This window comes from Marivirga atlantica, assembly GCF_016734805.1.
Taxonomy (GTDB): Bacteria; Bacteroidota; Bacteroidia; order Cytophagales; family Cyclobacteriaceae; genus Marivirga; species Marivirga atlantica.
This window is the reverse complement of record NZ_JAERQG010000002.1, coordinates 974,774-996,501: the sequence shown is the minus strand read 5'-3', so window position 1 is coordinate 996,501 and position 21,728 is coordinate 974,774. Positions and strand designations below refer to the sequence as shown.

20 protein-coding genes are annotated in these 21,728 nt (G+C 35.8%); 12 read left to right on the top strand and 8 right to left on the bottom strand.

What is annotated here, in order from left to right; translation table 11 throughout:
- Window positions 1-20 precede the first annotated feature (20 nt).
- A complete protein-coding gene (locus JKP34_RS11365; RefSeq protein ID WP_201921250.1) occupies window positions 21-1,262 on the bottom strand; it encodes a cation:proton antiporter in 1,242 nt (413 codons plus the stop codon).
- 241 nt (window positions 1,263-1,503) lie between these two features.
- Between JKP34_RS11365 and JKP34_RS11360 the strand changes: the two genes are divergently transcribed.
- The 7 genes from JKP34_RS11360 (at window position 1,504) to JKP34_RS11330 (ending at window position 10,014) form a co-directional block, all read left to right on the top strand.
- Window positions 1,504-1,803 carry a response regulator transcription factor gene (locus JKP34_RS11360; RefSeq protein ID WP_236664969.1) on the top strand — a complete coding sequence of 100 codons (300 nt, stop codon included), beginning with the start codon at window positions 1,504-1,506 and terminating at the stop codon, window positions 1,801-1,803.
- Between the two features lie 92 nt (window positions 1,804-1,895).
- Window positions 1,896-2,591 (top strand): DUF998 domain-containing protein, encoded by a 696-nt coding sequence (locus tag JKP34_RS11355; protein WP_201921244.1) that lies wholly within the window; start codon window positions 1,896-1,898, stop codon window positions 2,589-2,591.
- Between the two features lie 70 nt (window positions 2,592-2,661).
- On the top strand, window positions 2,662-3,078 hold the full coding sequence (gene arfB / locus JKP34_RS11350; RefSeq protein ID WP_201921240.1) for an alternative ribosome rescue aminoacyl-tRNA hydrolase ArfB: 417 nt from the start codon (window positions 2,662-2,664) through the stop codon (window positions 3,076-3,078).
- Window positions 3,079-3,372: 294 nt separating this feature from the next.
- Complete coding sequence (locus JKP34_RS11345) at window positions 3,373-6,030, top strand: sensor histidine kinase (RefSeq protein WP_201921237.1); 2,658 nt, start codon at window positions 3,373-3,375, stop codon at window positions 6,028-6,030.
- Entirely contained in the window at window positions 6,023-8,323 is a 2,301-nt protein-coding gene (locus JKP34_RS11340; protein WP_201921233.1) for a hypothetical protein, read from the top strand. Before JKP34_RS11345 ends, JKP34_RS11340 begins: the two co-directional genes overlap by 8 nt.
- The gene (locus JKP34_RS11335) at window positions 8,304-9,473 is read left to right on the top strand and encodes a DNA cytosine methyltransferase (protein WP_201921230.1); all 1,170 of its coding nucleotides are present in this window, start codon (window positions 8,304-8,306) and stop codon (window positions 9,471-9,473) included. Before JKP34_RS11340 ends, JKP34_RS11335 begins: the two co-directional genes overlap by 20 nt.
- Window positions 9,460-10,014, top strand: coding sequence for an HNH endonuclease (locus JKP34_RS11330; protein ID WP_201921227.1), 555 nt, complete (start codon window positions 9,460-9,462; stop codon window positions 10,012-10,014). The genes JKP34_RS11335 and JKP34_RS11330 overlap by 14 nt, the downstream gene beginning before the upstream one ends.
- Before the next feature lie 256 nt (window positions 10,015-10,270).
- Here JKP34_RS11330 and JKP34_RS11325 read toward each other — a convergent pair whose 3' ends face one another.
- A complete protein-coding gene (locus JKP34_RS11325; protein ID WP_201921224.1) occupies window positions 10,271-10,684 on the bottom strand; it encodes a hypothetical protein in 414 nt (137 codons plus the stop codon).
- Window positions 10,685-10,722: 38 nt separating this feature from the next.
- Entirely contained in the window at window positions 10,723-10,935 is a 213-nt protein-coding gene (locus JKP34_RS11320) for a helix-turn-helix domain-containing protein (protein WP_201921221.1), read from the bottom strand.
- Window positions 10,936-11,920: 985 nt separating this feature from the next.
- Here JKP34_RS11320 and JKP34_RS11315 point away from each other — a divergent pair.
- The 3 genes from JKP34_RS11315 to JKP34_RS11305 all read left to right on the top strand — a co-directional run bounded on the left by JKP34_RS11315 (window position 11,921) and on the right by JKP34_RS11305 (window position 15,334).
- Window positions 11,921-12,829, top strand: a complete 909-nt coding sequence (locus JKP34_RS11315; RefSeq protein ID WP_317193686.1) for a phosphotransferase — start codon at window positions 11,921-11,923, stop codon at window positions 12,827-12,829.
- Window positions 12,830-13,261: 432 nt separating this feature from the next.
- Entirely contained in the window at window positions 13,262-14,128 is an 867-nt protein-coding gene (locus tag JKP34_RS11310) for a 3'(2'),5'-bisphosphate nucleotidase CysQ family protein (RefSeq protein WP_201921216.1), read from the top strand.
- 66 nt (window positions 14,129-14,194) lie between these two features.
- On the top strand, window positions 14,195-15,334 hold the full coding sequence (locus tag JKP34_RS11305) for a BamA/TamA family outer membrane protein (RefSeq protein WP_201921215.1): 1,140 nt from the start codon (window positions 14,195-14,197) through the stop codon (window positions 15,332-15,334).
- 19 nt (window positions 15,335-15,353) lie between these two features.
- Here JKP34_RS11305 and JKP34_RS11300 read toward each other — a convergent pair whose 3' ends face one another.
- Genes JKP34_RS11300 through JKP34_RS11290 form a run of 3 tightly spaced genes read right to left on the bottom strand, consistent with a single transcriptional unit; the run spans window position 15,354 to window position 17,581 of the window.
- On the bottom strand, window positions 15,354-15,710 hold the full coding sequence (locus JKP34_RS11300) for a response regulator (RefSeq protein WP_201921213.1): 357 nt from the start codon (window positions 15,708-15,710) through the stop codon (window positions 15,354-15,356).
- A gap of 49 nt (window positions 15,711-15,759) precedes the next feature.
- Window positions 15,760-16,500: a LytR/AlgR family response regulator transcription factor gene (locus JKP34_RS11295; protein WP_201921211.1), complete on the bottom strand. Its 741-nt coding sequence runs from the start codon at window positions 16,498-16,500 to the stop codon at window positions 15,760-15,762.
- Window positions 16,481-17,581: a sensor histidine kinase gene (locus tag JKP34_RS11290; protein WP_201921209.1), complete on the bottom strand. Its 1,101-nt coding sequence runs from the start codon at window positions 17,579-17,581 to the stop codon at window positions 16,481-16,483. The genes JKP34_RS11295 and JKP34_RS11290 overlap by 20 nt, the downstream gene beginning before the upstream one ends.
- A gap of 82 nt (window positions 17,582-17,663) precedes the next feature.
- Between JKP34_RS11290 and JKP34_RS11285 the strand changes: the two genes are divergently transcribed.
- Window positions 17,664-18,062, top strand: a complete 399-nt coding sequence (locus tag JKP34_RS11285; RefSeq protein WP_201921206.1) for a DUF1761 domain-containing protein — start codon at window positions 17,664-17,666, stop codon at window positions 18,060-18,062.
- A 108-nt stretch (window positions 18,063-18,170) separates the two neighbouring features.
- On the opposite strand, the gene JKP34_RS11280 is transcribed toward JKP34_RS11285, so the two are convergent.
- A complete protein-coding gene (locus tag JKP34_RS11280; RefSeq protein WP_201921203.1) occupies window positions 18,171-19,229 on the bottom strand; it encodes a serine hydrolase domain-containing protein in 1,059 nt (352 codons plus the stop codon).
- A 125-nt stretch (window positions 19,230-19,354) separates the two neighbouring features.
- The gene (locus JKP34_RS11275) at window positions 19,355-20,488 is read right to left on the bottom strand and encodes a helix-turn-helix domain-containing protein (protein WP_201921201.1); all 1,134 of its coding nucleotides are present in this window, start codon (window positions 20,486-20,488) and stop codon (window positions 19,355-19,357) included.
- Between the two features lie 183 nt (window positions 20,489-20,671).
- Here JKP34_RS11275 and JKP34_RS11270 point away from each other — a divergent pair, with 183 nt between their 5' ends.
- Window positions 20,672-21,718, top strand: a complete 1,047-nt coding sequence (locus JKP34_RS11270) for a helix-turn-helix domain-containing protein (protein WP_201921198.1) — start codon at window positions 20,672-20,674, stop codon at window positions 21,716-21,718.
- The last annotated feature ends 10 nt before the right edge of the window (window positions 21,719-21,728 follow it).

Genomic DNA, 21,728 nt, shown 5'->3' with positions numbered 1-21,728 from the left:
AAACCAATCAAGTGTTATCCTCAACTGACCTTCAACCATTTCAGCACTTTCTCTACAGTAAGGCCTTGTACAATTATGCTAAAGACAACGATGATATAAGTAATGGCCACAATAAGTTCGCGATTCATTTCATCGGTTAAGGAAAGGGCAAGAGCAATAGAAATTCCACCTCTCAATCCTCCCCAGGTCATAATCAGACCTGTGTTGGGTACAAAGTTCAATCGCTTTTTTAAGAGGATAATAGGACCTGAAAGGGCTAGGTATCTACACAATAGTGCCACTGGAATAAGTATGAGGCCTGCAAGAACGAAATTACCTTCAAAGCTCAAGATCAATACTTCTAAGCCTATTAAAACAAAGAGTATGGCATTAAGCAATATATCCAACAACTCCCAGAACTTATCTACATAGCGTTCAGTCACCTCACTCATTGATGTGGTTCTTTTATTGTCGCTGCCTATGAAAAGACCGGCCACCACCATGGCTAATGGACCTGAAAAATGCAGACTGCTGGCCAACAAATAACCTCCGCTGACCATAGCAATGGTGAGCATCACTTCCGTTTCATAATTATCAATAGATTTTAACAGCCAATAGGTAAGGTAACCCAGGCCCAAACCTAACAGGATTCCTCCGCCTACTTCTTCCAGAAAGAGAAAACCTATATGCGACAAAGAAACATCAGCCTCAGGGCTTGCCGCCAGTTGAAAGAGCGTAAGGAAAATCACAACGCCTATACCATCATTAAAAAGACTTTCTCCTACAATTTTGGTTTCAAGATTTTTAGGTGCTCCAGCCTTTTTAAGGATCCCTAATACGGCAATGGGATCAGTAGGAGAGATTAAGGCACCAAAAAGCAAGGCTTGCAGGTAGCTGATAGGTAAGTGCATGAAATTAAGTAAATAAAAAGCTATAGTGCCAATCAGGAAGGTTGATACTAACACGCCAAAGGTGGCGAACAAAAAGATTGGGTAGCGCTGTGTTTTAATGTGTGTCAAATTAGTATGCAAAGCACCGGCAAAAAGCAGGAAACTTAGCATCACATCCATCAATACTTCTTTAAAATCAATTGAGTTGATGATAGCAACTGCTTCTTTTAACAGAACATCAGTAAATAAAGAGGATATCGTAATACACAAAGTGAATATCATCGCCATAATCATTAAGCCAATGGTGGTGGGCAACTTGAAAAAGCGGACATTGATGTAGCTGAAAAGAGCCGAGATAACAAATAAGATAGTTATGATTTGAAATATACTCATGTCTTCATTTTAAGCTGTAAATTAAGGAATGTGGTTGGGTTTTAATAAATAAAATTAATTTCACTCAAAGTAATGAGTATGATCTTTTTATAAGATGAGTGTCCATTAAGGTAGATTATTTAATTTAAATACCATCGTAACTAATTGCGAATCAAAGCTTTATTTGAAAATATTTGAATTTTAACTTGACTGATCGGTGCAGATGTTTGTATTTTCATTACGTCAACCTAATATACGAACCATGTCAACCACAACCTTACAAAGGCGAGATAAGCTTTCCTCCTTTGCCTTTAAATTAAAAAGAATCAGGAAGCAGGAACAATTCAGATTAGCACATCAACAAAAGTTTCAATGTTTAACTCAGCGCGAAAAGGAAATTCTACAATACCTGGCAGAGGGTTATAATAATCCACAAATAGGGGAGATGCTTTATATTAGCAGGCTTACCGTGGAGCAACATCGTAAAAATATTATCAGAAAGCTGAAAGCTAAATCTGCAGTGGAGTTATTTCAGTTTGCTTTGGCCTTTAATTTAGTCTGATGGTTAATTTTGCGTTATAAATACCCAAACTTGGGTATTGCTAGTATTTCGTAAATTAACGCTATTTATAAGTAGGATCTATCTAGGATATTATGAGTACGCAAAATTCAAGCCCCAACATCTGGCTTAGTTCTACCAAAAACTTCAGAAGAGTAGTAGGCTTAAATGGCATGCTGTTGCCGCTTTTACTTTGGTTGTTTTTATACCTTACTTCAGGCCATGTGGAAGTACTGAAATCTATCAGTCATTACTATTATACCCGATCGAATAGCATCTTTATTGGCGTGATGGCTACGCTTTCCATGTTCCTAATTGTGTATAACTATAAGGACAAGAAAGCCGATTTTATTGCTTCCTGCATAGCAGGCGTAGCTGCTATTTGTGTCATCTTATTTCCTACAGATAACTTATTGGCCAATCCTTGTTTGTTGGAGGACAGCTTTGCCATTAGCTATACGCCACCCAATACGGTAAGCGAGAAGTTTCACCTGCTTGCTGCTGCGGTTTTCTTTATGGCACTGGCCTATATGTCATTCTTCTTATTTGTGAAATCCAATAAGCCAAAAGGAGAGCGAAGTAAAAATAAAATTATCAGAAACACTATTTACCGTGTATGTGCCGTGCTGATGGTGCTGTCCATAGCGGTAATTGGTTTATTGAGCTATACCGATATTATCAGCGAAGCACGTTATGATGCCCTCAAAATCACTTTCTGGATGGAAGTACTTGCCATAGAAAGTTTTGGTTTTTCCTGGCTGATAAAAGGAGAGTTCTTCTTTGAGGATTGATAAGCACTTCTTTTTCATATGCTAGGAACAACTAAATGAACTCGCTGTTAGTAAATCAAAAGTTAGATTTATGGTAGCAAGGCCATCCTTAACGGCTATTCGGAAAGAAGTAGTGATTCAGACAGCTCGCAGTGGCGGGCCGGGCGGACAGCACGTAAACAAGGTAGAGACAAAGGTAATCCTCAAATGGAATGTAATTGATTCTAAAGTACTCAAGCAAGAACAGCGAGAACAACTGCAAGCAAGCTTAGGGAAAAGATTGACTAATGCTGGTGACTTACTAATTGCGGTGGATAGCCAACGCTCACAGCTTAAAAACAAAACCATTGCTTTTAAAAAACTGGATAGACTGGTTAAGAAAGCCTTTGAAAAGCAGAAAGAACGCAAGGCAACTAAGCCGAGCAAATCGGCTATCAAGAAAAGGTTAAAAGCTAAAAAGCTCCATGGCGAAAAGAAAGCCTTAAGGAAACCACCTAAATTGGAATGATTACACAGCTTAACAACAGAGATAGTTTAGAGTTTATTGTTAGCAATTGAGTTTAGTTGATACGTTCAACGAAGAAAAGCTTTAATTTATAGAAAATTAAGGATGTAGCTTATACAAATTTACTAATTTCCTTTATCTTACATATTAAATAAGTTCAACTAAAACCTAAAAAACATGCCTGTAAAACTGATTTCTAAAAGCTTTAGCATACGGTCTATTGAATATCTGTCGCTATATTGAGCATCAGTTGAATGAAATTTATCTGAAGAAAAATATAATAATAAGATAGAGCCAATGAAATTTACTTATAATCCTCGAATAATTAGGCATTTAGGGTATGAATTGATTACCACAGACGAAGTTGCAATTACTGAACTAATTAAAAATTCATATGACGCAAAAGCGTCAAACGTAAGTATTCAATTTTTATCAGGATTTGATCGAATAGATAAGGCCAGGTTAACACAACCTATTCCTGAGGTTCTTTATGAAATATTTAATAATACTAGCCTAAATGGTTTGATCATTGTTGAAGACGATGGTGTTGGGATGAATTATAAAAAACTTCAAGAAGGTTTTTTTGAAGTAGGTTCTACTGTTAAAAAAGAACAAAGAGAAAAAGCTAAAGACGGAGATGAAATTGTTTTAGGAGATAAGGGTATAGGTAGACTTGCGGCTCAAAGAATTGCCCCAACTTTAATTGTAGAAACTTCAACTGAAAATAGTACCATTGTCAACATTGTTAAAGTTTCTTGGAAAGATTTTATTTACAATGATGAATTTGATGCCCCAGAATGGGTATCAAATAGAACTACTAATAGTTCTTATACAAGGTTATGGCTTTTAGGAACCGAGGATAATCCAGTTCAGATTGACAAATATTATGAGCAAAGAGAAGTATTCGAAATTGAAGATTTATTTGGTAATAAAGGAAGGTCACTCGGTAATTCACTTTTTGTAAAGGATGAATTACAATCTGCTCTCAGCTTTTTGTATTCACCGTTTGAACAAAAAAAGAGTTCAATTAATTTGGAATTATCGGCTGATAGTGTGGGAATTATTTTAGACTTTAATTACCATGCGTTAAACGTAGCAGAGTCAATTCATTCGTTTAATACAGAGCTAGTTTTGGATAAAGAAGGAATTCCAAAAGATTTGAAATTTAACTTAGAGATGAAATTACGTCCTTGGTTTGTAGAACGAATTCATCATCGCGAATTAGGTAAAGTTCTTTATCAAGATTGGAAAAAAAATTCCAAAGAGTACAAAAATTTTCTATTAAAATATAAAGATCACTATTCTAAAAATCTTAGAGAGGTATTTTTTCTTTCAGAACTTATTAAGAATTGGAAGAAAAAAGCTGAAAAAAATAATCGTATTTTTCCTGAAGATTTTGAAAATTTACTTATAAAAATCGCTCCTATAAAAGGAGAAATTCACACATATAAGAGAGACAATACATTAATGAGCATGGCTAGGAGGTCGGCTGTTGATAATAACTATATAAAAGATTCAATAGGTGTGAATTATGATATTAGGCCATTTCTTGATGCAAATAATGGCATAAAACTATATAGGAATGGATATAGAGTAGCTACGATAGGTAATAAGAATAATGACTGGTTAGAACTCCAACAAAAGAGGACTACTGGGCAACAATTTTATCGTTTTGAACTAGGTAATGTAATTGGATTTATAAATATTAATGATCCTAAACAAAACTATATATATGAAACCAGCTCTAGAGAACATTTAACTCAAAATGTTTACGCTGATTCACTTCAAATTGTATTGAGTGAAATTCTTGAAATTTTCTCTCCAGGTTATACTAAGACAGCTGTTGAATTAACTAAGAATTTTTTGGATCTTGAAGGTTGGTTGCCTGAAAATACAGATGAGCAGATACAAGATGAGGTAGATAAATCTAAAGAAATACTTTCTGCAGCAAAAAAGAATTTAGCAGCAATTCAAGAAGCAATTTCAGCAATTAAAGACAACATCGATTTAGATACAGATGATAAAATTAAATCTGTTAAAAAGGTTTTTGAAAAACTTGAACCAGCAACTCTTAATTTTGAGAAAAATCTCAATGATACACAATGGTCATTAAAAAGCGCAAATCAATTACTTGAAGCTACAAAACAACATCAAATAAGGATTAAAACTGAGGCCTATAACAATTATAAACTTATGGCAAATGGGCTGGTAACTGAAATCATTACTCATGAACTGCACTCTTTATTGAGTAGTTCTGAAGAAGAATCAGAAAAATACGATGAGCATTTTAATATGATTGAAAATCATTTGCTAGATAATGAAGATTTTAAAATCAATAACTCTCATTTCCTTCCAATAAAAAACAAGTTTAATCACCTGTATAAACGTATGGGTGATTTAGATAAATTTTATTCCTTCTTAGAAAAAACTTTTATTACTAATGAAGGAAATAGAGCTTTAATACCTACAGATGTCAAAGAGGAATTAGCAATTATTGTAGAAAGATTCAAATTTAGATTAAATAGACACAAAGTGGATGTTGATATAAGTTCTGTCAGCAATACTTGGGAAGTACCAAAAGGAGCGCTTTTGCATGTATTTTATAATCTAATTGACAATTCAATTTACTGGATTAGGCAACGTCAAAAATTAGCAAAAAAAGACAACATATATATCCAAAGCGGAGGTGATAAAATCACTATAAAAACAACTTCTTCCAATACAATACAGCTTGAAGATACAGGAATAGGTGTGTTAGAAAAATATCAGCATACTCTTTTTAATGAACTTGTATCAGGACGCGAGAATGGTGGAAGAGGCATGGGATTGTATATAGTTCGACAATTTTTAAAGTCTTTTGGAGGAGAAATAGAGCTTCTTCCAATCACGAATATTTATGGTAATCGTTATATTTTCGAGTTAAGGATGCAAAATAGTTTAGAGGAAGATGAGTAAGTTAAATGATCTCATAAAGAGTCTTAAAGCATATACTATTATAATAATCGAAGATGAGATTACTTATATAGACGACCCTATTAAATTATTGATTGAATTTTGCTTATCGGAGGATCGTGTAAAAAAATCTATTATTGAAGAGTTGGATACCCTTAGCTTTAGTTCACTTGGTAAAGCAATAATAGATTTTGATGAGAAATTTAACCCACTTCTTGTTAATAGTGAAGATGTTCAGAATTTTCTGCCTGGAGGACATTTAGCAAGATTCTTAAAGAAACTAGGAAAAGAAGAATTATTACAAAATGAAGTCTATGATGAATTTGAGAGATTAATAGAAGAGGATGGTGAAACCCAATCTATAAAGGCATGTTTTGCTAAATATGGAATTTATTTAAGTATAAATGAAACTCATTATAACGAATTACTTACTGAATTAAAGAAAATAGAGGAAGTTGAAATTTTATACTACAAACAAACACCTGGAGCAGATAAAGAGCCTTTTTACAAAGATATTCAGAAAAGTGTAAAAAGGACTAATAGCAATTTCTGTTTAGCTATAATTGATAAATCATTAAGTACTGGTAGTGCAAATGAAGTTGGAAAAGATTTTATTATTGATGATTTAGTAGGTGAATTCAAAGATAATCCCGAATTGAGATTTATTGCTTGTTTATATACAAGTAGACCAGATTCTGTTGAAAAAGAACTCTTAGAATATGAAGATTTTTTTATCGAAGAAATTACTAAAGGATCAGAACGTGTTATTGAAAAAATGACCAAAAGTCTTGCTCAGTCTGCATTTGCCGAAGTATTCAATTCTATACGAAATAAAAAAAATGTTAGCACTGAAGAAGCTTTTACTTTAGTCTTAAAGAATCAAAAGAACATTAAACATATTATACAAGAATCACATAGTGAAGGTATACCTCCTTATGATGCAGCAAAATATTGGTTTGAATTAGCTGAGCGAAAGAAATTTGATGATCATGAAGTTGAAGATTTTAAATTCATTGCCGGATTATCAGCCTTTTTTAGACAAAATTATTTGGATGATCATCCAAAAACATCAGAAATAGGAGATGAACTCTTGAAGATAAATACTTTTGAGATTTTTGATTATAATGTAAATAAAAAATATTTACCGATTGCTCCAGGAGATATTTGGCAAATAGATGGTTCATACTATATGATTCTAGGACAACTATGCGATACTTTATTAAGAAAAGACAATACCAGAAAGGCCAAACTTGCTGAGTTGTTTAAAATAGAGTTATCTCAAGAAATTGCAAGTGAAAAATATGAAGTAAGATTAAGCGGAGGAAACAAATTCGTATTTATAAATAATTTTTTTGACATTTCAGATAATAATTACAAAACTATTCAAATTGAAATTTCTACTCCTAATTTATTCTATGCTGACTTTTCAGTTTTAGACTTGTGCATGTTTAATGATGAAGGCAATTGCATTATAAATCCTTACGAGGAATTGGAAAATGATATCAAATTAATTCTACCCCAAAATAAGGATAGATATTATCAGAATCTAAAAATAGGGTATCAGAAATTGGCAGAAATTAACATTGATGAGTTGCTTAGTTCGATGGCATTTAATGACCCTATTGATTTTCCAATAACAAAAGTTAAAAAGGTAAATGATAAGTTTAGTTACAATATAAAAAGAGTCTGTAGATTAAAGGGAAGATACTATGATTCTCTATACAATAATTATCTTAATAATAAAGGGAGAATTGACTTAAATCTTATTGATAACACTCCTGAACTGATAAGAAAAGTTACTTTAAGATTCAAGCTTCCCGGAGACGATGATTCCACAAGAGAGTTAAAAAACTTTGACTTATGGTCTGCAAAGGGTAAGGAGTTTTTCAGATTATCTGATGTTCAAGCAGCTCTTATAGACTATCAAGATCTTTTATCATTTAACATCGAGGATAAGTTTTCTTTGGATGGTATTACTCATTATAAGTTGATTAAAGAGTCTCACGTAGAATATCATTTAAATCACAAATATCGAATTGATGATGGTAAATATCTCCAAAAAACCGAATTTAGTTTCAATGATTTGTTTGGAGAAGTAAAACCAAATAATAACCCTAATTTTCAAATAATAGATAGTGGTGAAATAAAATCTTTTTTAAATGATCAAGGATATGCTACTAAAAAATTAACAATTGAGGAGCTAAAAATGGGAGTCATAATATTTGATAAAAGTTTAAAAATTCAGCTTATCAAAGGAGTTCTAAAAAAAAATAAATATGAAAAACCAGGTATTTGATATATTATCACTTTTTTCTGGGGGTGGATTTCTTGATTTAGGTTTTATCAATCAGGGTTTCCAAATAAAAGAAGCTGTTGAAATAGAACCTCATTTTATAGAGGCATATAATTTTGGATTGAAAAAGTATTTCGAAAAATCTGACAATTATTACATTCGAAGTAAAGTGATTGCTCATAAAGAAATATCAAGAGCTGTTGATGCATCTTGTCGAAAAGAACAAATTAGATTAAGAAAAGAACATTCGGGTATAACCGGTATTATTGGAGGGCCACCTTGTCAGGATTATTCTATTGGTGGAAAAAATGGTGGAATAGAAGGTGAAAGAGGACGTCTGATATATAGTTATTTTAAAATTGTAAAATCTATAAAACCTGATTTCCTATTTTTTGAAAATGTAGAAGGACTATACAAAACTAAAAAGCACAGAGAATCTTTTAATGCTTTTGTTAAGGACATTGAAAAAAGTGGATACACTGTATGGCATGATTTACTTAATGTATTGGAATATGGTTACCCGCAAGACAGACCAAGAATAGCACTTGTTGCTTTTAAAAATCAAATAGTTAGATCATTAAAAAGAAGGGGATATAAGCTAGAGAAAAATAATCTGGTTTTAAAGTCTTCGGAAGATAATCAGTTAATATTTAGATGGCCTAAACCTAAATATATAGAACCTAAAAGGTTTGGTTGGCCAAAAAAATGGAGTTTTGGTGACCAAACATCCACACATCATTTAAACGGACATGCTGAATTATGTGTGGAACATGCTTTTTCAGGATTAAATAATGACTTTCCAAATCAAAATGAGCATTTTTCGCCAAAATCATCTAGGTTTTATGAAATTGAAGAGGGTGATACAAATAGGAAGTCATTTAAAAGACTACATAGATTTAGATATAGTCCAACTGTAGCTTATGGAAATAATGAGGTTCATCTTCATCCTACAAAAGCCAGAAGGCTTACTGTGAGAGAAGGGTTAAGGCTCCAAACTGTACCAGACGAATATATCTTACCAAGTTCTATGCCTCTTACACCAAAATTTAAACTAATTAGTAATGGTGTTCCAACTGCAATTGCAGAGCTGATTGCTACAGAAATAAGAAGAACACTTACTAACTTTTCCCTCTCAGAGAATGTCAATTTATAACACACCAGCGGATGCTGCTAATACCGCAGTTAGGGCATTTTTAACTAGTTTGGGTGAACATTATTTGGGAAGCAGTTTCAACACTGGCAGTGGAAGAGGAAAGAGAGATTGGGAAAAGATTAAACACAATATTTTCAAAAATGAATGTGCATATTGTAGTGCTACAGGAATAAAATTACAAATGGAGCACTTGATTATGTTCAATCGATCCGAATATGGATTACACCACCCTGGAAATGTAGTTCCTGTTTGCGCAAAATGTAATTCAAGAACTAAGAAGGAAGATAAAACATATACTTCATGGGAAGATCATTTATCATTCATATGTAAAGAGAATAATGAAAAAGATAAATTCTTTGATAGGTGGACAAGAATTCGAAAACATTTGGGTGAAGGAGAATTTGCTTACCCTCAATTAACAACCGAAGAAAGAGCTTCTGTACGTATAATAGCCAATCACTTATATGAAAAGATCAAATATGAATTTCATAACGCATTAACATTATATAAGGAATTAGACAAAACCTTTAACAAGAAATAATTCTCTAAACTAACATTTCTCTATTTATAAAACCAACCTTCAAACTACTTCATCTAATGTGGTCCTAACCATTAACCAGGTAATTTAGTAAAATAGTTATACCTCTACGTAATGCGTACCTAACCTTAGGAATTTTAACATCATACTGATTAGATCCCTACAGGATGACCCACTTTAGAAAACCAATTCTAATTCATAAAAAAAGCCCTTCAAACTATTAGTTCAGAGGGCTTTAAACCGATATAACTGCCATGTACTATGCCGCAAGTATTGTGTCTATTTCAGTGATTTTATCTTCGCGGTATTGCTTTTGCAATTTCAACTCATCAATGCCCACCTGCTGTAAATAGGCTTCTTCATCAGTCAGCACATTTCTGCCTTTCGATTCAGTCTCTACTTCTATCATAATCTTATCTACCAGGGCACGCTGTTTGTCAATCATCTCTTGTGGGGCACTAGTGTTCACTAGGTGCGTCAACAGACTTTCTGCGTTGGCTAAGTCCACCTTCAAAGCATCAATTTCGCTTTGGTCCATTTCCTGTCTGGATAGCCTGCTAGTCAAGCGTACTTCTGATCGTACAATGTCTCTATCCAACTCTTTTGCCTCTGCCGACCATTTCTGCTTCAGATAAGTCAGCTGCTCGTTTGTCATTTGCTCTAACGTTTTCATTTTGTGTCTATTTAAAGGTTTAACATGTATTCAATTCTTTAGCGTGATAGCGTCATTAAGTCGCTCATGCTTTTGTTGGTATATTGCTCCAGTCGTTTTAAAACCATGGCACTGGGGAAGTGAAGTCCTTTTTCTATTTTTGAGATGGTCGATTGGTTCACATTGAGTTTAATGGCCAGTTGTTTCTGGCTGATCTTGCGGTATTGTCGAACGAATTGAAATACCCTTGCACTTGTTTCTTTCGCTTTCATATCACATACATTTTAAGGTTTAACATATGCTTAGCGACAATCAACCACTATGCCAATAGCAAAATTTACGCATGGCTTTTTTGCTATTTACCAAATAAAAGTATGCGCATACTGTTTTTGTAAAATAAATTATGCGTGGTAAAAAATTTCAATCACGCATATTACATTTTAGGAGTGCGCATATATGCGTAACAGAAATGAGGCACGCATATATGCGTGGCAATAATTGGGTACGCATATATGCGTGCTTAAAAACCATTACGCATATTTTCACATGCTAACTAAAGTTAGCCATCTTCAAATCCCCCTTGATCCCCATTAGAAAGGGGGAGTTTGATTTTAACATAAAAACTTTGTTCGCTAGACTATTAATACCTTTTCTGATTGTCTAATGATTCCCCCTTGGAGAAGGGGGCTAGGGGGATTGAATATTCGTCTTTGAAGTTTCCCATTTTGCTTATTCAAAAATGAGATACCTAAGAAATCCCCCTTGATCCCCCTTTACGAAAGGGGGAGTTTGATTTTGGTATGATTACGATGTCTTTGTGAGTTAAAGTTCTTAAATGGTTCTCCCTAAATTAATCGTTCCCCCTTGGAGAAGGGGGTTAGGGGGATTGAGGAATTCCATTTATATCTTCTTTTTACTTAATCAAATAGTAAACACGATAAGAAATCCCCATTTGCCCCCCCCTTTAGAAAGGGGGAGTTTGATTTTGGTATGATTATGATGACTTTGTGAGTTAAAGTTCTTAAATGGTTCTCCCTAAATTAATCGTTCCCCCTTGGAGAAGGGGGTTAGGGGGATTGAATATTTGTCATTGTGAATCCCGATAGCTATCGGGATGTGGCAATCTCAAGCCCTCAACATAAATTGAAAACTGAAACTTGCTGCTTTTAATTAAAATTGACAGTTTTGAAAATGTCTTTTTCAGAACGCCTCATCCTCCAAACCACCCAATCCACTGCCATTACAAGTATAGAACATGTGCAAACCTTGTGGAGTGGCTATGGCGCTATAAAGCGTTATCATTTAGCAGGAGGGAAGCACAAAAGTGTAATTGTGAAGCATATTCAACTACCTGAGGCCAACAAGCACCCCAAAGGCTGGAATACGGATTTATCGCACCAACGGAAGCTCAAATCTTATGAAGTAGAAACGGCCTGGTACCAGCATTATGCACAGCTAACAAATGAAGACTGTAAAGTCCCGCAGCTGCTACATGCTGAAGTTTCCGGTAATGAACGTCTGCTGATTATGGAAGACCTCAACGCTTTAGGTTTTAATGAAAGACTTAGCCCAGAAACAGTCTCTATAGCAGCCGCTAAAAACTGCCTGAGTTGGCTGGCATGTTTCCATGCTAACTTCATGCACACCACACCCAAAGGCTTATGGGAAATAGGCACCTATTGGCATTTAGATACTCGCCCGGATGAATTAGTCAAAATGCAGAATATCCCTTTGCAGCAGGCAGCCACAGCCATTGATCAAAAATTAAACTCAGCCAATTACCAAACACTGGTCCATGGCGATGCCAAGCTGGCCAACTTCTGTTTTGATAAAAGCCATCAGGTAGCTGCTGTCGATTTTCAGTATGTCGGCAAGGGCTGCGGCATGAAGGATGTGGCCTATTTCATCAGCAGTTGTTTTGATGAAGATGAATGCGAGCAATATGAAGAGGAATTACTTACGTATTATTTTAGCACACTTGAGGCGGCTTTAGAGAAGTCTTCTCATGACATTGATTTTCTGTCGCTCAAGCAGGAGTGGAGCCATTTATACAAATACGCCTGGGCCGACTTCTACCGTTTCCTCGATGGCTGGAGTCCTAGCCACTGGAAAATGCATGGATATAGTGAAAGACTTACGCAAGAAGTGCTGAAGGAGTTGAATTAAATTGTATTAAGTATCAAGTAGCTTGTATTAAGATTAGACTACGAAATATGAGTCGCGAGTACGAGCGACAAACACTCTTACACGCTTATTGCGAATCCCGATAACTATCGGGATGTGGCATTCTCTTATTTCTGTTATTGGTTTCCTTTTTGGTTCATCAAATAGTAAACATGATAAGAAATCCCCCTTTATCCCCCTTTACGAAAGGGGGAGTTTAAATTTTGCACTATACATTGTGCTTTATAACAATTAGTAACTTTTCTTATTTAGCTGTTCCCCCTTGGAGAAGGGGGCTAGGGGGATTGAATAACCGACTTTATAGTTTCTTTCTTTTTGATCAAGCAAAAAGGAAATTAAGAAATCTGATCCCTTATAGATCATTTATTAATGCAAGCTCGCTATTGCTATTTTGAATAAGCTTAAATTAGCCCCATGCTAAGCAAAGAAGTCTTAAAAACACTATGCGAAACTGCCAAAGCAGCCGCTATTGAAGCAGGAGCTTATATCCAATCCTGCTTTGACCAAAGCTATGAGCAAAAGCAAAAGGAAGCTGGACATTCCAAGGCTTCTCAGGTAGTTACCGAAGTAGATTTCAAAGCACAGGAAATCATCTTAAAGCATTTATTGCCTACAATTACCCTATATGATTTGGGCCTACTCACCGAAGAAGCACCAGATGATCAATCACGCCTGCAAAAAGACTATTTCTGGTGCATAGACCCGATGGATGGCACTTTGGCATTTACCCAAAAGCGAAGTGGTTATGCAGTTTCCATAGCATTAGTTTCCAAGGCTGGCGATCCGGTTATAGGTGTGGTGTATGTACCTGATCAGAAACTTTGCTACCATGCCATAAAGAGCAGTCGCGTTTTCGTAAATGAACAGCCCTTTCAATCAACCGAGCGAGAAGCAGACAACAGACTCCATGTCTATATGGATAAAAGCATGCAGTCAAAAGCAGCATATCAGCAACTCACGCAAGGATTAAAGGAATGGGCAGCTAGTCACCAACTGGAAAAGGTAATGTATCATCAAGGCTATGGAGCCGTTCGAAATGCCTTAGCGGTGATGCAACACTCGCATGCCTGTTATTTCAAATTTCCCAAGCCGCAACAAGGCGGTGGTAGCATCTGGGACTTTGCCGCCACCAGGCTTTTCTTTGAAGAACTCGGTTTAGGCGTAACCAATGCAAAAGGAGAGAAGCTGCATCTCAACGATCCTGATACCACTTTTATGAATAAGCTGGGTGTGATTTATGCGAGTCAGCAGGCTTTACTTAAGGAAATTGTTGATGTATGAGAAACAAATATCAGAATAGTGTGTATATCTTGCTTGTCTATCTTAAAACATTTTCAAAAACAGATCATGCACAAAAGGCTGAGCTTTACAATATTCCTATTAACCATATTACTTTCTATCAATAATGCTACTGCTCAGGAGCAAGTTGGTCTTGTGAGAAAAGTCGTGAACTCCGTATTTTTTGACACTACCTCAACTGAAAGACCAAAATTTATTGCTTATCCTACAGTTGCCTATGCGCCTGAAACGAAATGGGAATTCGGCATCAGTGCTTTGTATGTTTACTATGCCAATAGGGATACTTCTAACAGACTAAGCGAAATCAATGCTTTTACCTTTATCACACTTGAAAAGCAATATGGCCTATGGCTGGATCATGCCTTATATTCTGATGCAAGCAAATGGTTCTTCCTAGGAAAAGCCCGGATACAAAGGTTTCCTTTGATTTATTACGGAATTGGTCCGAACGTAAGCGGAGAGGAGTTGGCAGTAGTGAATGCTAATAGCATTGCCATAAGAGAACGTGTTTTAAGACAGGTAATAGGAAGTTTTTATATAGGCTTGGAAAGTGACTTCCAGCGTTTGTCACAAGTATCATTTGAGTCTTTAGAACAAGATAACTTTGACTTGCCAAACGGAGCCAGAGACAATACCAATATTGGCTTTGGTATCGGACTGGTTTATGATGACAGACATAATGTGTTAAATGTCCGTAAAGGTTTTTTCGGAGAAACTGGCTTTTTACGCTATGATAATGCCTGGGGCAGTGACTTTGAGTTTACCAGCTATTTTCTGGATGCAAGGTATTATGTACCTATAACAGATAATCAGGTATTTGCCAGTCAGCTATTTTACACTGCCGTAGATGGTAATGCTCCTTTTAATCAATTGGCCTTGATGGGAGGCGAAAATTTGATGCGAGGTTATTATACCGGTAGATACAGAGACAATGCCTATGCAGCCGGTCAGGTTGAATACCGCTTTTTGCCATTTAGTTTTACTGAAAGATGGGGTGCTGCTGCTTTTTTAAGTGCGGGTACGGTGGCGAGCTCTACCAATGCGCTTGATATCCGAAACCTGAAAGTGGCAGGTGGTGCAGGTGTAAGGTTCCTATTATTCAAGAATAAAGATATCTTTACCCGTTTTGATGTAGCTTTTTCCGAGGATGGTCCCGGCTTCTACTTTTTTATAGGTGAGTCTTTTTAAACAACTGTTTATTAAATACTTAACTCATTTTAACTAGAAGTTTTTTCAGCTGTTCCGCACTCACAGGCTTCTCTATAAAGCCGATCACATTAGGGTATTGCGCCAACTTATCGGTGTCCACTTTTTCAGATGAAATCATAATTGTTTTGGGTAAATGCTTCATCAGGTCCAGTACATCAAAGCCATCCAAACCATCGATGTAATGATCCAGAAACAGTAAATCAGGTTGCTGACGCTGAATATCAATTAAGCCTTCCAGTGTATTGTCCTTTGTGCTAATATGTTGCAATTCAGGGAATTCAGTTTCAATGGTTTTTTGCAGCAATAAGCTGTAAGACTTATCATCATCAAGGATTATGTATTTTATATCGGTCATCGGCTTAAATTAATCATTAAGAAAGCGGAATTTATGTATTTTTTAAAAACTAAGCTATCCAATCTCTAAAAGCTGGTGCATTTTCCTTACTTACATAAACAGTCTCTTTGGTTTCAGGCTGCAGTTGGACGTTAATCTTTCCGTTCTCAGATTTAAATTTTTCTATGGCAGCAAGAGCACAAAGGTATTTCCTGTTGAGTCTGAAAAAGTTGGACTCATCTACCAGTTGCTCTAGCTCAGTAATGGTTTTATCTACCATCAATCTGCGTCCGGAAAAGTCTGTAGCAAACACCACTTTATGCTGGGTATCAAAATAGGCTATGTCATTCATGTTGAGGGCTACAAATTCATTTCCTTTCTTAGCCAGTATTCTATTGTTTTGCGGTGCTTGTATATGATTCAAAATCTTCTGTAGATTACCCTGCACAAAGTGATCTTGCAAGGTTTTTACTTTATCGAGACTTCTTCTGAGCTTCTCTTCCGTGATCGGTTTTAGTAAATAATCGATTGAGTTAAACTCAAATGACTGCAGTAGGTATTTATCAAATGCTGTGGTAAACACAATAGGAAACTTAATAGGATGCTGTTTAAAGATCTCGAAAGAGTGGTCATCCGATAGCTGAATGTCAACAAAAGCTAATTCTGGCTCAGGATTATTTTTCAGCCAAGTGAGCGTGTCTTTTACACTTTCCAGTATAGCCACAACTTCAATAGATGCATCGATCGATTTTAGCATCTCTGCTAATTTGGCCTGCGCGGGTAGCTCATCTTCAATTATGATAACCTTCATTGTCTGTAAGAGGTGTTAAGGGTAAACTCACTATAAATTTATTATTTTCCTGATAGGCATCAATACCATGTTTCGTCACCAGCTGAAACCGCTCGTTAAGATTTTTCAAGCCAATCTTTGATGATGACTGCTTGTTCCCCTTCTCACGTAAATCATTGATCACATATAGTCTGTTGTCATCTATGTACAATTCCATCATGAGGGGACTATTTTCGCTAATCACGTTATGTTTTACAGCGTTTTCAAAGGCCACAAATACCGAAGTAGGAGGTATGAGGTAATCCTTTTTGGCTGTACTGCTGATCGCATTATTAATCTTCAGTGCACTCCCAAACCTGAGGTGGAGTAAGTCAATATATTGCTGGGTAAAGGCTAGCTCATCTTCCAACAGCACATATTGATAATCCTTCTGCATTAAAATATAGCGGTACACTTCAGCAAGGTTTTCGGTAAAGAGTAATGCCTTGTTCTGATCTGATTTCACCAAATAGGAAAGCGTATTCAGAGAGTTAAACATAAAATGCGGATCAACCTGATTTTTGAGCACGGCTAGTTCTGCCTCGGCTGTAGCTCTTTGTAGTTGCTCATTTTTGATCGTTTCACTTTCCTTTTCTTTAACCAGAAAAACGGTTTCATACACATGGGTTACAAAAAGCACACATATCACATTGATAAACACAACAATCTCGATAGCATTCCAATCTGTTTTGGGGAAACCAGCCATCGCATACCATGCACATAGCCAGGCAATGGTTAATGGGGCTGTATAAAAGATGTTATTCATGAAGAGCAGAATCAGTTTCTCCATAGGTTTATCGAACCAGGTAAATCGCTTACGGGTTCTGAATAGGAGGTATCTGTTACCCTGCCAAATCAAATAGGAGAGTCCGATAAAATATATATAGCCCAACCAGTATAAGGGACTTCCAAAGCCTAAATCACCAAATAGGCCTGCCACATTGGGAATCAGCAAACCGAATGACACCACCCCAATGAACATGAATTTACCATCGTTCAACTGAACTTCTGCTTTGGTCAGATTTTTTTCCGTTTTGTCCGCTAGTATTTCCGTTTCGGGCATTTTACCAATTTTCGTGTCGATAAAGTTTGTAATTTAATTTCATTATCAAAAAAAATAACGCTTACACTAACATTTAAGAACTATGGAAACTTTAAACTATTGGGCAATTTTAGTTGCCGCCATTTCTACTTTTCTCATTGGAGGTATTTGGTATTCACCTGTAGGTTTTGGCAAAGCCTGGATGCGTGAAAATGGCTTCACTGAAGAGGATTTAAAAAATGGCAATATGGCCAAGATCTTCGGAATAGCCTTTGTGCTTGGTTTAATTTCGGCTATTAACCTGGCCATGTTTTTAGGACCTGATGCTGATTTCTCTATGGGCGCTTTCTATGGATTTTTAGCAGGTTTCGGTTGGGTAGCCACCTTTATAGGTACACATTATCTGTTCGAAAGAAGGTCATTGAAGCTATTTCTGATCAATGCAGGCTACAGCATAGTAGCACTTACCATTATGGGATTAATTATTGGGGCCTGGAGGTAGACATTAAGAATGTTAAAAACTACTCTTACAACTGGTTATCAACATGATAAAAACTCTATCAGGTGGTTGATGGAGTTTCTATCATTATAATGTTCATGATATTTTATGCTATTTCAATACATGCTCAAAAATGGTGTTGAGCATTTCATTGCGCATTTTAGAATTGTTCTGGTTAATGAAGAAAAGAATTCCCCAATTGGCTTCTCTATTATAGCAAAGCATGGAAGATTGTCCCATTGAGTCACCGGATTTGAGGTAAATTGTTTGATCCGCTTCGAAGTATATATTAGTCCCCAAGCCAACCGCTTCATTTTCCTCTGAATAGTAAGGCACTTCTGTTAGCTTAGCTGCCTTACCTATAATGCTGTTCTCATCTAAAATAGCCCTTAAATAATTCAACATATCTGATGTGCTTGACTTCACTAAGCCTGAAGGCCCCAAAACATTCCATAAAAAAAGCTCCTGTTTTCCACCTTCTCCGTTATAACCTTGGGCTGTATTGACTACATCAAATTCACTGGTGAAGCTACTTTCCATGGCCAGTGGCTGAAAAATAAGTTTATTCAAAAGCACTTCGTAGCTAACACCATATATTTGCTCTAAAATTTGACCTAGCAGGGTATAACCTACAGTTGAATATCTATAGGTGCCATAGTCTTTTAAACTATTACAGTTATTAATCATGCTGGTAAGCATTTGCTGATCTACTATTTTGGTAGGCTGCTGCGGGTCTTTTTCTATTAGCTCTACAAAGTCAACATCAGGCAAACCAGATTGATGAGAGGCAAGGTCAGAAATACTGATTTTATGCCGAAGGTTTTTATTGAGTTTGTAGATTGTTGGCAGGTATTTATCTATATATTCATCTAGCTCTAGTTTTCCTTCTAATACAGCCTGAGCTATCAGGTTTGACGTCATAATTTTAGTAATTGAAGCAATCTCGAAGAGTGTATGTTTATTAACAGCTTCACTCACATCTCTACTTAAATTACCATAGGAAGTATAGAACTCTTCTCCATCCTGAAAAAAGCCCACACTTATGCTTACTTCAGGATTGGCCTTGTAGAAGCTGTTCACAATAGAATCTATACGTTCTTTGGTACCTTGAGCTTGTGCAACTGTGTTGGTTAATAGTAAAAGGGCAATAATTGTTAATGCAGTTTTCATCGTGTTTATTTTTTTGATTTAATGATGATACAAATCTGCATCTCAAGACATTTACAATCGACCGAGAACGAAATGTCGAACACATTTGTAAAAAATAGAACGTTCGACTTTTTGCAAGAAATTGATTAAGAGCAATTTGCTCTATAAGCCGTTGGTGTGGTGCCTGTATGTTTTTTAAAAGCAATATTGAAGGATGACTTCGAGTTAAAACCAACTTCATATAAAATTTCAAGAACGGTAAACGCTTTTTTATGAGGATCGCACAACAACTCGGTGGCTTTTTTGATTCTATAGGAATTAATGTAATCAAAGAAGTGACTGCCAATTTTATGGTTGATCAAAACCGATAATTCCCGAACAGGTAGGGCTATTCCATCGGCAAGTTCTTGCATGCTAATTGAGGGATTAAGGTAGGGTTGTTCCTGCATCATATAATCATGCAGTTGCCGAATGCGTACATCATCAAGCTTATCAGCATTTCGTAGATTACCATAATCCTCTTTCATAATGGACGATACCAACTTAAGTTTGGCATCAACATTTCTGAATAGCTCGGGATGTTTTAAAGATTTCAATAAATACCAGCAGATAATACCTAATTGGAATACATAAAGTGCCACACGAAATAGGTAGGAGATATGGTCGTAGCTCGAGAATTTTAATATGTTTTTGAGTAGAGCCATTGTGTAGAATAGGGAAATGGCTACAGCTAATTGAAATAACCAGTTATAGGCTTGCAAATTCCTTCCAGCCTTGTTTTCCAGGTAGAGCCTTTTTGCTCTGGTGATCACCAAAAAGATAAGTATGAGGTAAATGAAAACTTGTAGATGCAGCAATACATGATTTGATTGTACTTCAAATGCTTCTTTAAAATTGGAAAGCAGTTCAATTTTTCCAGCATCATCCTGCAGATAAAAGCGTGGCAAAAAAATCAGGTTAACTACCAAAAAGGGAATAGCATGTAGCAGATGTTTTGGCCTCAGCCTAAAATCAGAATAACAGGCCGATAATACATACAGGTATAAAGTAGGCAGTTGTAGAAATATAACCAGGTTACGTACCATGGCTAAATCAGACATTAAACCATCAGCAGAAGTTATGAAATATCCACTCACATCAATTACTGTAAGCAGCAAAAAGCTTGCAAATAGGTAGTTGCTTTGCTTGTTGGGCGATTTAAGCGAAAATAGAAAAACTGCCAGGAGTAAGGAAACAAAAATGGAAATGACTACAACAACAAAAAGCAGATTGGAATACATGAATAAATTTTCTTAAAAGCATCAGCTAAATTGTAGATAGCCGCTAAAATCAGCTTGGAAAATAATTGATTCCGCTAATAAATGCTAATTATTAAAGTGCATTAAAATACAAGCTTAAAAACATCCGGCAGAAATATGAGCGTGAAGCTGAAAAATTGCTGACTAACCTATTATCATTGCAATATGAATGAAGTCTCCATTGTCAGCATAATCAGTGTTTTCTTATTCATGCTTCTGGCTGTCTTCTTAGTCATTCATAAGTCTGAAAAGAGGGTAGGGAACAAGCTGTTTGCTCTTTTTCTGCTGCTAACTTCCATCGATCTATCAGGGCAGTTTTTAGGAGATTTCTATAGGAGCAATTCCATAATCAACCAGATTCGCTTAGGGCTGGCGTTGGTTCAAATGCCACTTTTCTATCTCTATGTGAAGAAAACTTGTTTTAATGATTTCAATATAAGTTTAAAATCATTGTGGCATGTTGTACCTGCCTTAATCTTTACAGTAGTATTCATAGGCTTGGGAGTTTCTCAGCAATTGGAAATAGTCTATATCATTACTATTCAGGTGCAGTACTATGCTTATATAGTAGTTATTATCTTAGTAATACGTAAATACAAGCACATTCACCTTAAATTTCATTCGCTGCAAAGTGAAACCTATAAATGGTTAATGACCATTACTATTCTATTTCTGATCGGTAATTCAATTGTGCTCTTCAGAGGTGTTTTTGAAGCTTTTAATGAATTTCAAAGATTCCCATTACTGAATTTAAGCATCGCTTTATTTGGCTTGGCAGCGGCCTCCTGGTTTGTGCTCAATACCATGCGCAATCCGGAATTATTCACTCGTGTGAATGAAAAATCTAGTATTGCTAATAAGACCATCGAAAATGGCGCTCAACTTGAAGAAGATATTGATGCACTTTATCAATATATGGAAACTCAGAAACCTTATCTTGAAGAAACGCTGACACTTCAAGATCTATCCACTAAAACCGATATTCCCGCTAAAAGATTATCCTATTTAATTAACCAGAAAATAGGTAAGCATTTTTTTGATTTCATTAACGATTACCGCATTGAAGATTCTAAAAAGTTGCTTCTGGAAACTGAGTTGACCATTCAGCAGATTATGTATGAGGTGGGCTTTAATTCTAAATCTTCCTTTAATACCGCTTTTAAGAAAAGTACTTCACAAACACCTTCAAGCTTTAGAAAAACTACTTCTTAGTTAAAAACAG